Annotated in this window: 14 protein-coding genes; 1 reads left to right on the forward strand and 13 read right to left on the reverse strand. The window is 53.8% G+C overall.

Annotation, left to right across the window (positions count from 1 at the left end):
• Nucleotides 1–15 precede the first annotated feature (15 nt).
• The 13 genes from atpD to Q4501_RS06280 form a co-directional block, all read right to left on the reverse strand.
• Nucleotides 16–1,410, reverse strand: coding sequence for a F0F1 ATP synthase subunit beta (atpD, locus tag Q4501_RS06220; RefSeq protein ID WP_303595134.1), 1,395 nt, complete (start codon nt 1,408–1,410; stop codon nt 16–18).
• A 54-nt stretch (nt 1,411–1,464) separates the two neighbouring features.
• Nucleotides 1,465–2,325 carry a F0F1 ATP synthase subunit gamma gene (atpG, locus tag Q4501_RS06225; RefSeq protein ID WP_303595136.1) on the reverse strand — a complete coding sequence of 287 codons (861 nt, stop codon included), beginning with the start codon at nt 2,323–2,325 and terminating at the stop codon, nt 1,465–1,467.
• Between the two features lie 67 nt (nt 2,326–2,392).
• Nucleotides 2,393–3,937, reverse strand: coding sequence for a F0F1 ATP synthase subunit alpha (gene atpA, locus Q4501_RS06230; RefSeq protein WP_303595138.1), 1,545 nt, complete (start codon nt 3,935–3,937; stop codon nt 2,393–2,395).
• Between the two features lie 28 nt (nt 3,938–3,965).
• Nucleotides 3,966–4,502, reverse strand: a complete 537-nt coding sequence (locus Q4501_RS06235) for a F0F1 ATP synthase subunit delta (RefSeq protein ID WP_303595140.1) — start codon at nt 4,500–4,502, stop codon at nt 3,966–3,968.
• A gap of 11 nt (nt 4,503–4,513) precedes the next feature.
• Nucleotides 4,514–4,984: a F0F1 ATP synthase subunit B gene (locus Q4501_RS06240; RefSeq protein WP_303595142.1), complete on the reverse strand. Its 471-nt coding sequence runs from the start codon at nt 4,982–4,984 to the stop codon at nt 4,514–4,516.
• A gap of 97 nt (nt 4,985–5,081) precedes the next feature.
• Nucleotides 5,082–5,309, reverse strand: a complete 228-nt coding sequence (gene atpE / locus Q4501_RS06245) for a F0F1 ATP synthase subunit C (RefSeq protein WP_014873137.1) — start codon at nt 5,307–5,309, stop codon at nt 5,082–5,084.
• Between the two features lie 53 nt (nt 5,310–5,362).
• On the reverse strand, nt 5,363–6,214 hold the full coding sequence (atpB, locus tag Q4501_RS06250) for a F0F1 ATP synthase subunit A (RefSeq protein WP_303595145.1): 852 nt from the start codon (nt 6,212–6,214) through the stop codon (nt 5,363–5,365).
• Nucleotides 6,215–6,229: 15 nt separating this feature from the next.
• Nucleotides 6,230–6,622 carry an ATP synthase subunit I gene (locus Q4501_RS06255; protein ID WP_303595146.1) on the reverse strand — a complete coding sequence of 131 codons (393 nt, stop codon included), beginning with the start codon at nt 6,620–6,622 and terminating at the stop codon, nt 6,230–6,232.
• A gap of 206 nt (nt 6,623–6,828) precedes the next feature.
• Entirely contained in the window at nt 6,829–7,707 is an 879-nt protein-coding gene (locus Q4501_RS06260) for a ParB/RepB/Spo0J family partition protein (protein ID WP_303595479.1), read from the reverse strand.
• A 63-nt stretch (nt 7,708–7,770) separates the two neighbouring features.
• Nucleotides 7,771–8,565: a ParA family protein gene (locus Q4501_RS06265; protein WP_303595147.1), complete on the reverse strand. Its 795-nt coding sequence runs from the start codon at nt 8,563–8,565 to the stop codon at nt 7,771–7,773.
• Nucleotides 8,566–8,592: 27 nt separating this feature from the next.
• Nucleotides 8,593–9,231 (reverse strand): 16S rRNA (guanine(527)-N(7))-methyltransferase RsmG, encoded by a 639-nt coding sequence (gene rsmG / locus Q4501_RS06270; protein ID WP_303595149.1) that lies wholly within the window; start codon nt 9,229–9,231, stop codon nt 8,593–8,595.
• An 8-nt stretch (nt 9,232–9,239) separates the two neighbouring features.
• On the reverse strand, nt 9,240–11,126 hold the full coding sequence (gene mnmG, locus Q4501_RS06275) for a tRNA uridine-5-carboxymethylaminomethyl(34) synthesis enzyme MnmG (RefSeq protein ID WP_303595151.1): 1,887 nt from the start codon (nt 11,124–11,126) through the stop codon (nt 9,240–9,242).
• 341 nt (nt 11,127–11,467) lie between these two features.
• Nucleotides 11,468–12,766, reverse strand: coding sequence for an MFS transporter (locus tag Q4501_RS06280; protein ID WP_303595153.1), 1,299 nt, complete (start codon nt 12,764–12,766; stop codon nt 11,468–11,470).
• 212 nt (nt 12,767–12,978) lie between these two features.
• On the opposite strand from Q4501_RS06280, the gene Q4501_RS06285 reads away from it, so the two are divergent.
• Nucleotides 12,979–14,253, forward strand: a complete 1,275-nt coding sequence (locus Q4501_RS06285) for an EAL domain-containing protein (protein ID WP_303595155.1) — start codon at nt 12,979–12,981, stop codon at nt 14,251–14,253.
• The last annotated feature ends 11 nt before the right edge of the window (nt 14,254–14,264 follow it).

The following is a 14,264-nucleotide window of genomic DNA, read 5'->3' on the forward strand; positions in this document are numbered from 1 at the left end:
GAAATTGAAAGAAGATTACTTAGCTTCTTTCGCTTTCATGGCCTTCGCTTTTTCGATGGCTTCTTCCATACCGCCGACCATGTAGAATGCCTGCTCAGGCATATCATCGTAGTCGCCGTTCAGGATGCCCTCGAAGCTGCTGATGGTCTCTTTCAGAGACACGTACTTGCCCGGCGAACCGGTAAATACTTCAGCAACGTGGAACGGCTGAGACAAGAACCGCTCAATCTTACGAGCACGGGAAACGGTCTGCTTGTCTTCTTCAGACAGCTCGTCCATGCCTAGAATGGCAATAATGTCTTTCAGTTCCTTATAGCGCTGCAGAACGTTCTGCACACCACGGGCAACCTCATAATGCTGCTCGCCGATGATCAGCGGATCCAGCTGACGCGAAGTAGAGTCAAGCGGATCGATCGCCGGGTAGATACCCTTGGAAGCGATGTCACGGCTCAGAACCACGGTGGCGTCAAGGTGCGAGAAAGTGGTGGCCGGAGATGGGTCAGTCAAGTCATCCGCAGGTACATAGACCGCCTGGATGGACGTGATAGAACCATTTTTCGTAGAGGTAATACGCTCCTGCAGTTCACCCATTTCCTGGGCCAGAGTAGGCTGATAACCTACCGCTGAAGGCATACGGCCCAGCAGTGCTGATACTTCTGTACCCGCGAGGGTGTAACGATAGATGTTGTCAACGAACAAGAGTACGTCACGACCTTCGTCACGGAACTTTTCAGCCATGGTGAGACCGGTCAGGGCCACACGCAGACGGTTTCCTGGGGGCTCGTTCATCTGGCCGTAAACCATCGCTACTTTATCAAGAACGTTGGAGTCCTTCATTTCGTAGTAAAAGTCGTTACCTTCACGAGTCCGCTCACCAACACCTGCGAATACGGAGAGACCGGAGTGCTCTTTCGCGATGTTGTTGATCAGTTCCATCATGTTAACGGTCTTGCCCACACCGGCGCCGCCGAACAAGCCAACTTTACCACCCTTGGCGAACGGGCAAATCAGGTCGATAACCTTGATGCCTGTTTCCAGCAGGTCGGCAGAAGCAGCCTGGTCTGCATAGCTTGGTGCTTTGCGGTGGATAGCCCAACGCTCTTCTTCGCCGATCGGCCCTGCTTCGTCGATAGGACGACCCAGAACATCCATGATGCGGCCCAGGGTCTTGGTGCCCACGGGTACCGAAATCGGCTTGTGTGTATTTTCTGCTTTCAGGCCACGCTTCAGGCCTTCAGTGCTGCCCATCGCGATGGTACGAACAACGCCGTCACCCAGCTGCTGCTGGACTTCCAGAGTTGTATCGCCACCTTCAAGCAGCAGTGCGTCGTAAATGCCTGGCACGGCATCACGTGGAAATTCCACGTCGATAACCGCGCCAATGATCTGAACGATGTGTCCGCTACTCATGCTCGGTTCCTCGTTATCTTCTATAGTCAATAAAACCAGTAGGATCGTGGCGGATCAGACCGATGCCGCGCCGCTCACAATTTCCGAAATCTCTTGCGTAATGGCTGCCTGACGAGCTTTGTTGTAGACCAACTGCAGCTCGTTAATAATGTCACCGGCGTTATCGGTAGCACTCTTCATGGCAATCATCCGGGCAGCCTGTTCGCAGGCCAGATTTTCTACCACACCCTGATACACCTGGGACTCGATATAACGTGGCAGTAGCCCGTCCAGAATCGGACGCGAATCCGGCTCGTAGATGTAATCCCACTGGTGACCGATATCATCTTCCGCACCTTCCGGCAGCGGCAGCAGCTGCTCAGCTTTCGGCTGTTGCGTCATGGTGTTTACAAACTCGTTGCTCACCAGGTACAGGCGATCAATCTTGCCGTCCTGGAAGGCATCAAGCATTACCTTGACGTTGCCGATCAGCGTTTCCGCACTGGGGTCGTCGCCCAGATGCGTCAGCGCAGCGATCACATTGCCGCCATAATTGCGGAAAAATGATGCGCCTTTCTGCCCGATTGCACAGAGATCGGTCCCAACACCTTTTTCTTTCCAGTCGCGCATTTCGCGCACCAGCAGCTTGAACACGTTGCCGTTCAAACCACCGCACAGACCGCGATCAGAGGAGATAACGATGTAGCCAACACGCTTCACCTCACGCTCAACCATAAACGGATGGCGATAATCCTTATTGGACTTGGCAATGTGTCCAATTACCTGCCGCATCTTTTCCGCGTAAGGGCGAGTCGCCTGCATACGCTCCTGAGCTTTACGCATCTTACTGGCTGCCACCATTTCCATGGCGCTGGTAATTTTCTGCGTGCTCTTGATGCTGCCGATCTGGTTACGTATTTCTTTTCCGATGGCCATAGGTCACTGCCCTTTCAAGTTAGACACTCATTTGGACCAACAGGCCCGCCTTGGCGGGCCGCTGATATCACCAGGTTTGAGTGGTCTTGAATTTCTCCAGCGCAGCTTTCAGACCAGCGGCAACGTCGTCGTTGAACGTGCCTTCGGGACCGATTTTCTCAAGCAGTTCTTTTTGCTCTGCCCGCATCCAGTCCAGCAACTGGGCTTCAAACTTGACCACTTTGGTGACATCTACGTCATCAAGGAAGCCTTCGTTGGCGGCAAACAGAACAGTACCCATTTCAGCCACAGACATAGGGCTGTACTGGTTCTGCTTCATCAGTTCGGTAACGCGCTGACCATGCTCGAGCTGCTTACGTGTGGCTTCGTCCAGATCCGATGCGAACTGAGCAAAAGCTGCCAACTCACGATACTGAGCCAGAGCCAGACGGATGTTACCGCCCAGTTTCTTCATGATCTTGGTTTGGGCCGAGCCACCTACCCTTGAGACAGAAACACCAGCGTTCATCGCCGGGCGGATGCCGGAGTTGAACAGGTTGGTCTCGAGGAAGATCTGACCATCGGTGATGGAGATTACGTTGGTCGGTACGAATGCAGATACGTCACCGGCCTGAGTCTCGATGATTGGCAGCGCGGTCAAAGAGCCGGTCTTGCCTTTCACTTCACCGTTGGTGAACTTCTCAACGTAGTCCGCGTTTACACGGGATGCACGCTCCAGAAGACGGGAGTGCAGGTAGAAAACGTCACCCGGGTAGGCTTCACGGCCCGGTGGACGACGCAGCAGAAGAGAAATCTGACGGTAAGCAACAGCCTGCTTTGACAGGTCATCGTATACGATCAGAGCGTCTTCACCACGGTCACGGAAGTATTCACCCATGGTAGTACCGGAATACGGTGCCAGGAACTGCATGGCTGCCGGATCGGAAGCACCAGCGGCCACGACGATGGTGTGGTCCATTGCGCCGTGCTCTTCCAGCTTGCGTACAACCGCAGCGATGGAAGACTGCTTCTGACCAACCGCAACGTAGATACACTTGATGCCGGTATTCTTCTGGTTGATGATCGCGTCGATGGCGACAGCGGTCTTACCGATCTGACGGTCACCGATGATCAACTCACGCTGACCGCGACCGATCGGAACCATGGTATCGATGGCTTTCAGGCCTGTCTGTACCGGCTCGTCAACGGACTGACGTTCGATAACACCCGGCGCTACCTTCTCAACTGGCTCGGTCTGGCTGGTGCCCAGCTCGCCTTTGCCGTCGATCGGATTACCCAGACCGTCAACAACACGACCCATCAGTTCCGGACCAACCGGAACTTCGAGGATACGACCGGTGCAACGTACTTTCTGACCTTCGGCCAGATCTTCGTAGTCGCCCAGTACAACCGCGCCGACAGAGTCGCGCTCAAGGTTCAGAGCCATACCGAATGCGCCGTTGGCGAATTCGATCATTTCGCCGGACATTACGTCGGCGAGGCCATGAATCAACACAATGCCGTCTGCTACAGACAGTATGGTGCCTTCATTTTTTGCTTCAGAAGAGATATCGAGTTTCTCGATTCTCTTTTTGATGATGTCACTGATCTCGGATGGATTCAGTTGCTGCATGCCTTTGTCCTCAAACCTTTTGCTGAAATCAGGAGCCCAGTGCTTTGGCCATTTTTGCCAGCTTGCCACGGACTGAAGCGTCAATAACCAGATCGCCGGTATTTACCACAACGCCACCGATCAAAGAACGATCCACAGCGGCTTCAAGGGCGACTTTACGCTCCAGTTTCCTGGACAATGCTTCTGCCAGCTTTTGCTGCTCTTCGGCGGTCATTTCATACGCCGTGCTGACCTTCATATTAACTGTGCGCTCAAGTTCTGCGCGGTAGAAGGTGAACAGGGTAGAAATTTCCGGAAGCAACGCCAGGCGCTTGCTTTCAGCAAGAATCAACAGGAAGTTTCTGAGTGCTTCTGGCAGCTGTTCTTCAGCGGTATCGAAAAACAGTTCTGCCTTGCGTTGCTCAGACAGGCCAGGATTGGCCAGAATATTCTTCACAGCTTTATCAGCCGCCAACAGACCTACAAAACCAAGCGCCTGATCCCAGGAATCAACGGCGTCTCGCTCTTTCGCGGCATCAAAAGCAGCTTTTGCGTAGGGCCGGGCTAACGTAGTCAGTTCTGCCATGGGACCCTCGCTTAGAGTTCTGCAGCCAGCTTGTCCAGCATCTCGCTGTGAGCTTTGGCATCGACAGAGGTTTCCAGAATCTTCTCGGCACCCGCAATGGCAAGCAATGCCACTTCTGTTCTGAGTGCGTCGCGAGCCTGAATACGCTCCTGTTGAATTTCCGCACGGGCTTGCTCAATGAGCTTTTCGCCTTCCTTGCGGGCATCGTCTTTTGATGCTTCAACTATCTGTGCAGCGCGCTTGTTGGCCTGATCGATAAGAGAAGCAGATTCTTCTTTGGCTTGATGCAGTTGCTGGGCAGCTTTTTCCTGAGCAAGCTCAAGATCCAGTGAGGCCCGGTCAGCAGCAGAAAGACCTTCGGCAATTTTCTTCTGACGCGCTTCCATGGCAGCCGTAATCGGCGGCCAAACATATTTCACGCAGAACCAGACGAAAATAGCGAAGGCAATCGATTGCCCTATCAACGTAAGGTTTATATTCACGGCTATATACCTCTTGCTATTCGTTGCGTGCTGGAAACCAGAAAAACGGGGCGCCTGGCTCTGATCTTCAGAACTGCGCCCGCATCTTCAGGCTGTATTAGCCAGCAACAACGAAGATCAGGTACATCGCGATACCAACACCGATCATTGGAACAGCATCCAACAGACCCGCCATGATGAAGGTTTTAACCTGCAGCTGGTTGGCCATTTCAGGCTGACGAGCAGTAGCTTCGAGCAGTTTGCCGCCCAGAATACCAAAGCCGATGCCGGTGGCCAGTGCGCCCATACCGATGATGATTGCTGCTGCAATAAATACCATTTCCATTGAGAACTCCTCAGTTTTTCAGATAGTTAAGGGTTTGCTTTTTAACGGGTAAATCAGTGTTCTTCGTGTGCCGACGCAAGATAAACTATTGTCAGCATTGTGAAAATAAAGGCCTGCAGCGGTATTACCAGAATATGGAAAATGGCCCAGGGCACGTTCAGTGTCCACTGCGCCCACAAGGGCAACAGCGCGATCAGGATAAACACAACCTCACCAGCATACATGTTGCCGAACAGACGCAATGCCAAGCTGATAGGCTTCACAATCAGTACCAGAATCTCCAGTACCAGGTTCACCGGAATGAGCGCCCAGTGGTTAAACGGCTGCATGCCCAGTTCTTTGGCGAAGCCGGTAACGCCTTTGACCTTCAGGCTGTAGAAAATAATCAGCAGGAATACACCAATGGACATGCCGAAGGTGGCATTGGGATCTGTTGTAGGTACGATCTTGAAGTACTCAAGCCCCATGGCATGCGCTATGGATGGAATGTAGTCCACCGGAATCAGCTTGAGCACATTCATCAGCAGGATCCATACGAAGATGGTCAGCGCCAGAGGTGCAATCAGGGGGTTACGGGCGTGAAAGCCGTCTTTTACCAGATTTTCAATGAACTCAACGGTCACTTCTACCAGGTTCTGCAGCGCGCCCGGCACGCCGGTGGTGACGCGGGTGGCGACAAATCGAAACAGGCCAAGGAACAACACGCCCATGGCGATTGACCAGCCCAAAGTGTCTACGTGGATAGCCATAAAGCCCATATCAGACGCTTCTTGCGCGGTACGCGCGAAGGTCCAGCCTGACTCGCTCATGACACTGCCATCAAACCGCTCATAACCTGCATCCAGCTTGCCGTATGTCAGATTCTGAAGGTGGTGCTTTATATACTCTACTGGGGTATCAGCCATTCTGCTCTCGTCCAGTCATCGCCGTGTTTGCGGTCGTATCAGCCAGCGCAATACGCCGCCTGCTACAACCATCACAGCAAAAGTGAATAACAGAGCCGGCACATGTACCGGCTCCATTAAAGTGAAAACAGCCGCGAAAAAGACAGCGGTAAGGGCGATTTTGGTGGATTCCGCCCGGAATAAATTTCCCACCATAAGGCGCGCGTGACGGGCGCCCTGATAACGATAGACCTGATGCACAAACCAGGCATTTGGCACTATAAAAATAAGACCGCCGATGAATGCGGAATAACCGGCCAATGGACTGTGCAACGACCACAACAGGCTGATAACAAGCAGGCCTGAAAACTCTATGGCTAACCAACGAGCCAAAGGAACCTGGGTGATTCGGTGTTGCCGAGATTTCATATCACCCGCCATCATTACAACCGCGCGAAATTATATGTTTTAAGCACCTGTTGTTCAACTGGCCCCCGAGCGAAACCTGGCCTGGATGGAATCAGGAAAGGGTTGTAAACCATCATTTATCACACAATTTGTGGCTAACAATCATTCCCGTCACGACATCTGGTGTTTGTTATCCTTTAGGACAAGATGCTCTTTTTATTCTTCGTTTACCGGATATGGCCCAGAATACCGTCCAATTCATCCAATGAACTGTACTCAATCACCAGTTTTCCTTTGCCCCGCGGCCCCTGGGCGATCGATACTTTCGCGCCCAGGCGTTCAGCCAGGTCATCTTGCAATGCACGAACATTCGGGTCGATTCTGGTTTCCGGCTTGGCTGATTTTCCCGTTGCTGTTTCTTGTTGAAACCGACGCACAAGGGCTTCTGTCTGGCGCACCGACAACGACTTGGCAACAACCTGCTTGGCCACCTGCATCTGTTGTTCCGGTGAAAGTGTCAGCATAGCCCGGCCGTGCCCCATTTCAAGGTCACCATGCTCCAGCATGAGACGCACATCTTCAGTCAGACCAATCAGGCGCAACAGATTAGTAATCGTCGTGCGCGATTTACCCACAGATTCAGCCACCTGGGCCTGAGTCAGGCCGAACTCTTCCTGCAGGCGCTGAAGGGCGAAGGCTTCTTCAATGGGGTTCAGGTTTTCTCGCTGAATGTTCTCAATAAGCGCCATAGCTATGGCAGCTTCATCGGGAACATCGCGGATGATGGCAGGGATGCTATCGAGCTCGGCCATCTGGGTGGCACGCCAGCGACGCTCACCGGCTATCAGCTCATAACGACCTTCAGCAATGGGGCGCACGACGACCGGTTGCATGACACCTTGTTGCCGAATGGAGTCCGCCAGTTCCTGCAATGCATTCGGATCCATATCACGGCGCGGTTGATAGCGGCCACGCTGGATCAGATCGATGGGAACCTGTCGCAACTCACCGTCGTGGTCTTTCAGTTCCTGATCCAGGTTAACCCTGGATCCGGCCAGCAAGGCTCCAAGCCCACGCTCGCCCAATCCTCGTTTCTTCGCCGCCATGGTATCAGTCATTCTTCCCGTTGATAGTCGTTGTGCATCTTTTCAGAGAGACAGGCCGCCATGTTACACCGCAACCTCAGCGGATGTCTTTTCTGCCCTGTGGCGGCGCACCATTTCTCCGGCCAGGGCCAGGTATGCAATCGCCCCCTTGGAGGCCTTATCGTATTTCAGGGCCGGCATCCCATAACTGGGTGCTTCGGCCAGGCGCACGTTGCGGGGAATTACAGCACGGTAGACCTTGGCCCCGAAATACTCGGTAAGCTGGCCGGACACATCCAGAGTAAGACTGTTCCGGGGGTCATACATGGTTCTGAGAATGCCTTCAATTTCCAGGTCCGGATTGACCGTTTCCTTGATCTGCTCGACGGTATTCATCAATGCTGCCAGACCTTCCAGTGCGTAATACTCACACTGCATGGGGATAAGCACCGAGTCAGCGGCAGAAAGCGCATTCACGGTTAACAGGCTAAGTGAGGGTGGGCAGTCGATCAAAACGTAGTCGTAATTATCGCGGACGCTGTTGATGGCCAGCCTTAACCGGTGCTCACGCCCGATTTCGTTCATCAGCGCCACTTCTGCAGCTGTCAGGTCGCCATTTGAGGGCACGATGTCGAAGCCGGAAGCTTCCGCATGGATAATTACTTCGGCCGCGCTCGCACGTTTGGTGAGCAGGTCGTACCCTGATAGTTCGAGCCCGCTTTTTTCCACACCACTGCCCATGGTGGCGTTGCCCTGAGGATCCATGTCCACCAGCAGAACGCGGCGTTTGGTGGCGGCCAATGAGGCGGCAAGGTTGACGCAAGTGGTGGTTTTGCCAACACCACCCTTCTGATTGGTCACTGCAATCACGCGCGCCATCTCTTGCCTCCTTATTATTGAATACAGTTACTGCTCTGCTCGGGTCACGACCAGCAGGTGTCTCTCACCGCCGGCGCCTGGAACTTCAAGGGAATGACTGGATGATACCCGCCAGCCGGCAGGAAGGGCAGCTACCTCATCATCCGGATACTGACCTTTCATGGCAAGGAAACTGCCTCCGTTTGCCAACAGATCGCCACACCAACCCACCAGGTTATCCAACGCGGTAAACGCTCGACTGCTTATCTGGCTGAAGGGTTGTTTCGGCTTGCAGTCTTCGGCCCGGCCATGGATCACGTCCACGTTGTTCAGTCCCAGCTCCAGCACACACTGATTCAGGAAGCGGGTTTTCTTACCATTGCTGTCCAGCAGGGTGAAGCGCATTTCTGGCAGAACAATAGCCAGAGGAATACCCGGCAAGCCTCCGCCGGCACCCACGTCGAGCAAGTGCTCTGTAGTTACCCAAGGCAGAATGCTGAGGCTGTCGAGCAACTGTCGGGAGACCATCTCCCCTTCGTTGCGCACAGCCGTAAGGTTGTACGCCTTGTTCCACTTATTGAGCAGGGCCAGAAATGCGAGCAGCCGGTGTTGCTGCTCGTCGCTTAGGGAAACCTGCATCGCCTCCAGCCCTTCCCGGAGCTGGCGTTGCCAGAGTGCTTGAGTCATGGCTATGTTCAGGCGCTTTGTTTGCGCAGAAGCTCGCGCTTTTTCAGATGCACCAGAACCTGCGAGATCGCAGCTGGCGTAACCCCTTGAATCCGCGAGGCCTGGGCCACCGTTTCGGGGCGCACCTCTTTCAGCTTCTGTTTTATCTCATTGGACAGGCCGCCAATCACATCGTAATCCAGATCTATGGGTAGCTCGGTGTTCTCGTTCCGACGCAGGCGCTCAATCTCTTCAGTCTGGCGTGAAATGTAGCCTTCGTATTTGATCTCGATTTCCACCTGCTCCGCCACAACAGGATCATCCGCCTGGGCAGCACCAATCTCGGCAATATGGCCGTACACAACCTCTGGGCGCCGCAGTAGCTCTGCCAGGGTATGATCACGCGTCATCGGTTGCTTGAGAAAGCCATTGGCGCGCTCGCCCGCTTCGGTTGCAGGATGAATACGGGTGGATTCCAGGCGTTTACGCTCAGCACCTATAGCCTCGAACTTGTCATTAAATTTCTGCCAGCGCTCATCATCCACCAGGCCAAGTTTGCGGCCGGTTTCGGTCAATCGTAGATCAGCGTTGTCTTCACGCAGAATCAGGCGGTACTCGGCGCGGCTGGTAAACATGCGGTAAGGTTCGCTGGTGCCCATGGTGATCAGATCGTCCACCAGCACACCAAGATAAGCCTCATCCCGGCGTGGATACCATTCACTCTTTTCCTGTGAGCGCAGGGCGGCGTTAATGCCCGCAAGCAGACCCTGGGCTCCGGCTTCTTCATAACCGGTCGTGCCGTTGATCTGGCCAGCAAAATAAAGACCCTGAATGAACTTGGTTTCCAGAGTATGGCGCAGATCCTGCGGGTTCAGGTAATCGTATTCGATGGCGTACCCAGGGCGCGTAATATGGGCGTTTTCAAAACCCGGAATCGTGCGGACGGCCGCTAACTGGATATCAAACGGCAGGCTGGTAGAAATGCCGTTGGGGTATAGCTCATGGGTGGTCAGGCCCTCAGGTTCCACAAAGATCTGGTGCGAATCCTTGTCGGAAAAGCGGTTGACCTTGTCTTCTATTGACGGACAGTAGCGCGGACCCACACCTTCAATGTTGCCGCCGAACATGGGCGAACGGTCAAAGCCACTGCGAATGATATCGTGGGTCTGAGCAGTGGTGCGGGTAACGTAACAGCAGACTTGTTCGGGATGCTGATCCCGGCTGCCGATAAAGGACATCACCGGCGTGGGACTATCACCCCACTGCTCCTGCATCACGGAAAAGTCGACACTGCGGGCATCAATGCGCGGCGGTGTACCGGTTTTTAGCCGACCCACGTTAAATGGCAGCTCCCGCAAACGCTGAGCCAGCGCGTTGGCTGGCGCATCGCCGGCCCGGCCGCCCGCGTGATGTTGCATACCAATATGGATAACACCACCAAGGAAGGTTCCGGTGGTCAGTACCACAGTTTTGGCATTGAACCGGATACCCGTCTGGGACACAACGCCTGTAACCTGGTCGTTTTCCACAATCAGATCGTCTGCGGCCTGCTGAAACAGGGTAAGGTTGGGCTGGTTTTCCAACGTATGGCGAATAGCCGCCTTGTAAAGAACCCGGTCGGCCTGTGCACGGGTGGCACGCACCGCCGGACCTTTGCGACTGTTCAATACGCGAAACTGAATACCGGCTTTATCGGTCGCCTGCGCCATGGCGCCACCAAGAGCGTCAATTTCCTTTACCAGGTGGCTTTTACCAATACCCCCGATAGCCGGATTACAGGACATCTGGCCGAGGGTCTCGATGTTGTGGGTCAGCAGCAGGGTTTGCGAGCCCATGCGCGCAGCCGCAAGTGCAGCTTCGGTACCAGCATGGCCGCCACCAATGACAATGACATCGAAACGCGTTGGAAAATCCACAGTTCACCTCGGAATTCGGGGGATAAAAACAGGGCGGCGAGTATAACGTTTCACCCGGGAAAATGCAGTCTGGATGTGCAAATTTTAACCAGAAGTGCCTTCAGATAAAAGCCGCAGGGTGTGTTGCCACCCTGCACCTCTCCTTCTGTGTACCGACTTCCTCTGTATTGAAAACCGAATTTACCGGTTTTTCATTAGCTTGGCCGGCTCTTCTCATAAAAACTATCAATAAAGTTATCCACATTAACAGGGTCTGATCGGGGAGGCCCTGGAGCGAATCAAATTATTGATTTAATTAATTTTTAAAAAATCAATCCAAAGCTTATACGCAGCTTATTCAACTAATTATCCACAGATCCTGCGCCGGTTCTTGCCCTTAGACGCCATACGGCAATCAACACGAACCCGTTGGCCAAAGACAGCAGCAGGAAAAACCCCGGAATACCCACACCAAGAACTCCGAGCACAAGAATGCCCGCCAGCGCACTCACCACCATGAACAGTGCATTAATCACATTCAGTGCTGCAATGATTCGCGCCCGTTTGTGTTCCGGGGTTTCATGCTGGATAAAAGCGTAGAGGGGAACAATAAACAGACCACCGCAAACCCCAATGCCCACCAGATCGAGCAATACCCGGATGTACGCCGGGTCGGTCACCAACGTCCACCAGGTAGATGGCTCCAGGCTCGCCGGCACTGCGAAAAACAGATCCACACCCAACAGGCTCAGGCCAAGAGCCCCCCAGGGCACCGGCGCCAGGGTGATGCGATGCCGGGTCAGGCGTTCACACATTACCGAGCCGATAGAGATGCCCACAATAAACATGGACAGCAACAATGTGACCACGGTTTCATCACCCTGAAGGTTGCTGTGGGCAAAGTTGGGAAACTGGGTAAGGTAGGCGGCGCCAAGAAACCAGAACCAGGATATGGCCAAAATTGCCCATAGCACCGGCTTGCGTTCAGCCGCTACCCCCATCAGGCGCCAGGTTTCCAGAACCGGACGCAAACGTACCAACTGCCCGTTACTACCGGTGCCGGTTGCCGGTATCTGTCGTGCAGCCAGATAGCCCAGAATAGACATCAACAACACGCCCAGGGCAGTGAGTTTTGCCGCAGCCTCCAGGCCCATCAGCAAACCCGCCGCAATAGTGCCGAGCAAAATGGCCACAAAAGTGCCCATGCTGACCAGGCCATTGCCTCCCACCAGCTCATCATCCCCAAGTACCTGGGGCAAAATGGCGTATTTTACCGGCCCGAAAAACGTCGACTGGGTACCCATCAGGAACAACAGCACAAGAAGCCCTTCATACCAGCCAAACCAGAGCGCCAGTGCGGCAAGGGTCATGATGCCTATCTCAGCCAGCTTCACCTTGCGGATAATCGCAGCTTTCTCATAGCGGTCGGCCATCTGCCCGGCAATACCGGAGAACAGAAAAAAAGGCAGGATAAACAGGAAAGCAGCCAAATTGACCACCGTGTTCACTGAAAGCCCGAGCAAACCCGTGGTCTGATAGGTAACCAGCAGCAGCAGAGCATTTTTATAGAGATTGTCGTTAAACGCACCGGAAAACTGGGTGAGATAGAACGGCAAAAAGCGCCGCTGCCCCAGCAAACGGAACTGACTGTGTATAGCCATGAGTCACCCTGTTTTGGTGCGTTGTTTCAGCAACCCCTGCCGAACATGCACTGAATTTGTGCCGGGCGTTTATGGTGCCCGCAAAAGTGGCTGTTTAATGCCAATATTATCAGCTATTTGCAAATGTTTGGCATGAGGTTCGCTAGTAAAATCTGTTCAACCATTTTATTTCCTGGCCAGGACGGCTCTAACAGAATCAGAGATTCCTGATCATGAGCAAAGTAGTCCAACTTGCCCGCATGAACCATACCAGCGGCAAGCACGCGCCAGAACCCGCAATTATCCACACCCATGATTTCAAATCGGTGTACCAGCCGATACTCAGCCCTACCCATCAAAAACTGGTTGGTTACGAGGCTCTGGTCCGGGTAAGCCGAAACAAACATCCTGTCTCTCCTATAGACCTTTTTGAACAGGCAGCGAACCTCGATCAGATCCCGGAGCTTGACCGTTACCTGTTGAATTTGCACCTGTCCGGTTTCTCCGCAGGCGACAATCCGGTATGGCTGTTCCTGAACATCAACCCCCATACCTGCACTGACCCGGAAGCTTCATTGGAACGGCTCGCTCAGCAATGCGAGCGCATGGGTACACGTCCTGAAAAAGTCGTTCTGGAACTGGTTGAAACGGCCTCGGATAACCCGGGGGCCTTGATGGAGTTTATTCACAAAGCCAAAGGGCTTGGCTTCCAGATTGCCATTGATGACTTCGGTATGGGCGACTCCAACTTCGAACGCCTGTGGCGGATCAATCCTCTGATCGTAAAACTGGATCGCAGTTTGTTGGTGAATGCGGAACACAATAATAGGGCCCGCCTGCTCCTGGAAAGCCTTGTTCGGATGATCCGCGAAAGCGGCAGTCTGGTGTTGTTGGAAGGCATTGAAAATGGCGCTCAGGCCAGAATCGCTTTGGATACCGAAGCGGATCTGCTGCAAGGGTTTCTGTTTGCCCGGCCCGGAGCCATCACCAAAAAAACCGTGGAGCGATCGGAATCAAGGCTAGCCTCTGTAGTGACTGACTCACGAGAATGGTGGATACAGGATAGTAAGGATCAAGAGAGTTACCTGAGGTTACTGCACTTCGAAATCATGGACGCATGTCACCGGATCGTGCGCAACCAGCCGTTCAACGAAACCTGTAGAATCCTTCTGGAAATGGACGGTGTCAAACGCTGCTTTTTGCTCGACAGCAACGGCATCCAGCAAGGCAATCTCGCACATGCCGGCCAGGACACCACACCTGGTGGGTTCAACCCTCTATACCGTTCTGCAGGTGCCAGCTGGGGCCACCGGGAATATTTCCGTAACGCACAGGAACGGCCACAACATATCAACAGCTCGCGACCCTATGTCGCTCTGCCTGACGCCCGGCGCACCGTTACTTTGTCCACAGCTCTGCCGACGGAATCCGGTCAACAGGTTTTCTGTGTGGATGTGCACCCGGACGAAGTGTTTAACGGGCAACTCTACTTCCCCGCCACAATCTGACCCAAGCGCGC

It is taken from the genome of Marinobacter sp. 2_MG-2023, assembly GCF_030546935.1.
GTDB lineage: Bacteria > Pseudomonadota > Gammaproteobacteria > Pseudomonadales > Oleiphilaceae > Marinobacter.